Consider the following 5,731-nt stretch of genomic DNA (forward strand, 5'->3'; position numbering starts at 1 on the left):
GTGGAATCACCACGCCAACGACGAGGGGCCCTGCCTCGTCACCACCCCCGCTGACCAGCCCATTTCACCCTCCAGCACAGGATGAAAGAGGTTCAGTGACGGCTGTCACTGATCGTGAGACGGAGAGATCCCCCATGAAATTGTCAAGCGGATTGGGTGACGTTCGGTGAGTGTGCCATGCCGCTACGGCTTGGGTGCGGGAGGGATCGCCTCGAAGGTCCGTCCGTCACATATGAGGGCCCACAACACGTTCAGGGGCTTCCTGGCGAGGGCGAGGATCGCCTGCGTGCAGCCTTCGCCTTCGGCTCTCTTGCGGTCGTAGAACGCCTTGGACCGGGCGGCCTCGGGCGGCGACCTGGGCGGAGAGGTAGAAGATTCCGCAGCAGGCGGCGGGCTGTAGCGCCGGGGGGCTGATGCGTCCGAGTCCGCGGGCACTGGGGCCAGGCCCGCGGACTCGGACGAGGCGGTCGGGGGTTGAGAGGGCGGTCATGTCACTGCCGGTGAGAGCGATGAATTCGGTGCCAAGGAGGGCTCCCATACGGGTAAGGCTGATAATCGCTTCGGCATGGCGGTGCTCGCGAAACCGGCCCGTGAGGAGATTGCCGGGTCTCGGCGATCTCCTCATCGAGGGTCATCACCTCCCTCGCCAGCTTGGCAACCACGGCGGCAGCCAGCTTCTCTTTGGGAAAGCGGTGTGTTGGGGTTCGGCGGCCTGGATGGTGGTGGCTGCGACCACGACGGAGTCACGGACCTTGCGGTTCTTCAGCCAGGTGGCCAGGCGGTTCTTAGCCGGTCCGGCGCAGGGGCAGCGGAAGTCTGGTAGCCCCGCGGTAGGAGCCGGAGGCCTGGTGAACGGTGCGGCCGGGGACGCAGCGTAGTCGTCGGTCGTGGTTGACCAGCAGGGCGATCAGCAGCGCGGCTCTGCCTGCGTACAGGTCGATGGCCCAGGGTGACGGTCTCGCCCAGCCAGCGCCATGGCGTCACCGATGAGCTTCAGCAGCTCGGTTTCGTCGTGGGCCAGCCGCCACGACAGCAGCCTCGTGCCTTCTGGACTGAGCTGGGGCACCACGGTGTGGTGATTGCTCCCGAACCGGACGATATGCAGGGCGGCCTTCATGGAGACCCATCTACGACGGTGCGCGGTAGCCGTCGCAGCGGGACCAGCTGTACGGAACCTGCAATGAGCCTGAGAGCCACGAGACCTGGCCCTCTGGGTAGGAACAGGGAAGGTGGACCAGCAACCGCACTGGCCACCATGGCTACGCGTTGGGCCCGTCACCCGCAAGGAAGGAGACGACAGGCCCAACGCTCAACCCGGGAGCGGCGTGTTCCCCGGGCCTACCTCTGAGAGAGAAAACGCGCCCCACCATGACGGTTTTCTTCCGGTAGCTGGCAGGTCCGTGGATACGCCACCTCAGGGCCGGAGCCCAACGGAGAACCTCGGTGGCCCGGCAACCGGCTGGTCAGGTCCGGGCAGGGGATAGCGGCCGGACGTCTGCCCTGCGGTCGCGGAGCAACTCGTGCAGGTGAGTTCAGCGATATCGAGGCGACACCAGCGCGACCTCGCTCAGACACGGTGGCGTGCGAATTCGGCTGGTGATGATCCACACTTGCGCGGGATCGACGACGTAGCTGATCTTGGACTCGACCCGTCCGCAACGCAGCCGTCGCCGCCGCCGGCCGCGAAACCGATGGACGCCGTGAGACCGAGCCCGGCCTATCGCGGGCAGACGCCGCGCGTGTAGTCGACTGTGGCGGTCTGCCGCGAATAGGTCCATTCCGGATCCAGCAGCGTCGCCTTCAGCTGCCGTGCGGCGGCCGGGCTTTCCACGATGTAGCCGAAGTCCTGTAGCCAGGCCGGGTACAGATTCTTCGAACCGAGGTAGAACGCGGAGTCGTCGACCGAGACGATCTTGTGGTGGAGAGCGTATGGGTGACCGTCCTGCCACTTTGCCGACGCGGCGCTGCGGAACGAGGCGAGTTGCAGATTGGCGCACATGGCACTGGTCGCGGAGATCCGATCACCAGTGATCCGGATGAGCCGGTCACGGAGGATGTCACTGATCTCGGACAGCGACTTGATCTGCGAGTAGCCCCCACTGCCGATCAGCCCGCGGTTGGCTGGATCACTGACCACGATGCGGACCTTGACCCCGGCCGCGAGCTTGGCCGCCAGGATGCCATAAAGACGGGTGTCGTAGCGAGGCAGTGGTGGACAGGTGGCGTTGAGATCCTGCTGGGAGATGTCAATGTGTTCGCGGGCGCTGCCGATCAGCGAGCGCAGGGCACTCTCTTCGGGGTTGGCGCTGTCGTAGCCGCGGTCCCTGTTGGTGCGGTCGTGCACGCCAATGCGGCACGTGCTGTCGGGCATAGCGGACGGAGTGGGTCGGCCCGACGATGCCGGGTCTGAGTCCTGGATGCCGACACCGAGTCCGCCTACGGCGATGACGGGGATGTCGCCGGATTTCTCAGTGGCCAAGTCAGCGACGGCCGCGTCCTCGTCCATCGTGGGCATACAGGCGGCACCGTTGGAGGTGGCGAGCCAGACCTTCGCGGGGTTGCCCGCGTTTTGGCACGTCCAATTCCAAAGTACATTCAGGTAGTTGACCGCCGTGCGCGCGGCCGGTCCGGTAAGCGCGAGGTCGGCGTCCGCCACCGGGTGAGAGGTGTCGATGTAGTCGTCCTTCCAGCCGTTGATGCCGCCGGCGATCACGCTCTGTCCGTCAACCACCAAGAGCTTGGAGTGGTTCCAGGAGAACGCGGTCCTGGACGTGGTCATGGACGCAACGTTGAGCGTGATGCCCTTGGCTGCGTCGCCGAGCTTGCCCAGCAGTTCGTCCCGGTAATCCGCTGGTCGCACATTGACGTGGTAAATGGGGGCGGCGCCTACAAGGATGCGTACCCGTAACGTGTGGCCAGCCGCCACGGATGCCTTGAGCCCAGCGACAATCGCGTCCTCAAAGGCGCCGTTGGGTAGCGGAGCGAGCGAGGAGATGTCGGCGGTAGCGTGCGCCTTGGAGATGTTCTCGGTCATCTTGGCCAGAATTCGACCGGTACCCGGGCGGTCGGTGCAGCCGGGGTCACCCCAACAGCCAGGGGTTTGCAACAACCAGCCGCTCGGATCGTCGGCCGGCGCATCCAGGGCGTTACCACTGGTGCGCTGCCACATCCGGCCTTCCGTTCCTGGCGAGTCGGTACGTAGGGACTGCTCAACGGCGTCCAGGTGCGGGGCTATGGACGCGGCATGCGCGGGGGTGGCGGGGAGCGCGGCGAAGACGGCTGTGAGCACGGTGGCGCAGTGCGTCAAACGGCTTAAGCGGCGCAGTCGTTGGCGTGCCAAGGATGGTTCCTCACCTTCCGGGGATCTTCAAAAAGAGGGGATCGATCGCAAAGTTGATCTCCCATCGCCATGAAGTTACCGCCCAGTTAACCCAGGGGTTGAGCGATGGTCGATCATCAGCCATCCCAGCCCGGCCTCAAGCATCCTTCAGCACGGCCCTCGCGGGCTCTCCGCAGGACGTTCTCGCTCTCGGCATTCACAGGGAAATTGGTCGCCCGCACGGGCAGGGTTAGGGGTGCACTCGATGCCGAAACGTGGACCGGCGAGCGGATCTTCCTGAGGCCAGGCGGGACAGGTGAACGCCTGAATCCGGCGAAGTCCGGCGAGTTCCTTCACAGGCCGGCAGCCGGCAGCCGGCAGCCGGACGGACCGGCAATACGACGTCGCCCATGACCGCCTGGTTGACGGGCAGTAGGGCGTCGTCGAAGCACGTGACGAGGAGGGCCCCGATCGCCGGCCCGTCCCAGTCGTGCAGGATGGGTTTTCCTGCGCAAACGGCTGGCATGTGGCGTCGGGTGGCAGCGGCCGTACCCGAGTCTTAGCGTGGTGACATGATCGAGCTTTTATGCCTGACCAAGCGATACGGCGAGAAGGTAGCGGTCAACAACCTCACCTTCACTGTCAGACCAGGTGTGGTCACCGGCTTCCTCGGTCCGAACGGTGCTGGCAAGTCGACGACCATGCGGATGATGCTCGGGCTTGACCGGCCCACATCGGGGGACGTACGCATTGACGGCAAGCACTACGATCATCTCAAGGATCCTCTGAAGTACGTCGGCGCCCTGCTGGACGCCAAAGCGATGCACGGTGGGCGCACCGCCTACAACCACCTCCTCTGCCTAGCCCAGAGCAATGACATCCCGAAGAGCCGGGTGGAGGAGGTCCTGGACACCGTCGGCCTCACAACGGTTGCGAAGAAGAAGGCCAAGAGGTTCTCCCTCGGCATGGGGCAGCGGCTTGGCATTGCGGGCGCGCTGCTCGGCGACCCACGGATTCTGATGTTCGACGAGCCGGTGAACGGCTTGGACCCCGAGGGCATCCACTGGATCCGGAACCTAATGAAGTCGCTGGCCGCCCAGGGCCGGACGGTGTTCGTGTCCAGTCACCTGATGAGCGAAATGGCCTTGACCGCAGAACACCTCGTCGTCATCGGGCAGGGGCAGCTTCTCGCTGACACTTCCATGGCCGACTTCATCCAGCAAAACTCGCGGTCGTTTGTTCGGATCCGCACCCCACAGCGGGAGCAGCTGCTCGACACGCTGTACGAGGCCGGGATCACCGTGGTCGAGGCGGGCGATGGGGCGTTGGTGGTTGACGGCAGCAAGGCTGAGCGGATTGGCGAGCTGGCTGCCAAACACCGGATCGTGCTGCATGAGCTGAGCGTCCAGCAGGCGGCCCTGGAGGAGGCGTTCATGCAGCTGACCGCGGAGTCGGTCGAGTACCACGCGCATGTCGAAGCGCCCGCCGATCAGGAGCGGTGGGACCACGGCGAGACGAGGAGCTGAGCATGACAGTGATCCAGGTCGTGCGGTCCGAGTGGACCAAAATCCGGTCCGTTGCCTCGACCATGTGGACGCTCTCCCTCGCCGTGCTGGTCACCATCGCCCTCGGCATGCTGATCTCGGCATTGTCGAATCATGAGTTCGACAACTTGGGCGAGAAGGACAGGCTTTTTTTCGATCCGACCTTCATCAGCTTCGCCGGGATGAGCCTGGGGGAGCTCGCGATGACCGTGTTCGGCGTTCTCGTGGTGTCGAACGAGTACAGCACCGGGATGATCCGTACTTCGCTGGCAGCCGTGCCGCAGCGCGGCATCCTCCTGTTCAGCAAGATAGCCGTCGCCACTGGGCTCGCCCTCGTCGTCGGCACCATGACCAGTTTTCTCGCTTTCTTCTCGGGGCAGTCGATGCTCGGCTCACACAGGGCATCGATCGGTGACCCACACGTCCTGCGGGCGGTCATCGGCGGCGGCCTCTACATGACCCTCATCGCAGTGTTCTCGATGGGGGTCGCCACGATGCTGCGTTCGTCGATGCTCTCGCTCGGCATCCTGATGCCGTTTTTCTTCCTGATCTCCAACATCCTGGGGAACGTGGGCGCGACGAAGAAGGTCGGACGCTTCCTCCCCGACCAGGCCGGCAGCAAGATCATGCAGGTGGTCACTCCGATCAACGACGAGAGTCCCTACGGACCGTGGGGGGGCCTCGGCATCATGGCTCTGTGGGTCCTCGCGGTGCTGGCGGGCGGGTATGCACTTCTGAAGGAGCGAGACGCATAGAGATTGCACTCCAGGACAAGAGATCGTCTTCAAAGGTTCAGATCCAGAGCAGGATTGAAGCGATGGTGACGGCAGCCTGATAGGACTCGCGGGTCTTGTCGTAGCGAGTGGCC

At 64.6% G+C, this 5,731-nt stretch carries 3 protein-coding genes and 1 pseudogene; 2 read left to right on the forward strand and 2 right to left on the reverse strand.

Going from position 1 to position 5,731, the window contains the following annotated elements:
- Nucleotides 1-183: 183 nt before the first annotated feature.
- Both ACZ7GZ_RS42090 and ACZ7GZ_RS42095 read right to left on the reverse strand, forming a co-directional pair.
- Nucleotides 184-1,117, reverse strand: a pseudogene (locus ACZ7GZ_RS42090) (IS110 family transposase).
- Between the two features lie 600 nt (nt 1,118-1,717).
- A complete protein-coding gene (locus ACZ7GZ_RS42095; protein WP_471033022.1) occupies nt 1,718-3,340 on the reverse strand; it encodes a phospholipase D-like domain-containing protein in 1,623 nt (540 codons plus the stop codon).
- Nucleotides 3,341-3,891: 551 nt separating this feature from the next.
- On the opposite strand from ACZ7GZ_RS42095, the gene ACZ7GZ_RS42100 reads away from it, so the two are divergent.
- Both ACZ7GZ_RS42100 and ACZ7GZ_RS42105 read left to right on the forward strand, forming a co-directional pair.
- Nucleotides 3,892-4,845, forward strand: coding sequence for an ABC transporter ATP-binding protein (locus ACZ7GZ_RS42100; protein ID WP_471033025.1), 954 nt, complete (start codon nt 3,892-3,894; stop codon nt 4,843-4,845).
- Nucleotides 4,846-4,847: 2 nt separating this feature from the next.
- A complete protein-coding gene (locus tag ACZ7GZ_RS42105) occupies nt 4,848-5,618 on the forward strand; it encodes an ABC transporter permease (RefSeq protein WP_471033028.1) in 771 nt (256 codons plus the stop codon).
- The last annotated feature ends 113 nt before the right edge of the window (nt 5,619-5,731 follow it).

The organism is Streptomyces sp. NPDC037288 (assembly GCF_055603265.1).

Bases quoted from the DNA above. Each gene is read 5' to 3' on its own strand.
- ACZ7GZ_RS42100 (WP_471033025.1), top strand. From the start codon at position 3,892: ATGATCGAGCTTTTATGCCTGACCAAGCGATACGGCGAGAAGGTAGCG.
- ACZ7GZ_RS42105 (WP_471033028.1), top strand. From the start codon at position 4,848: ATGACAGTGATCCAGGTCGTGCGGTCCGAGTGGACCAAAATCCGGTCC.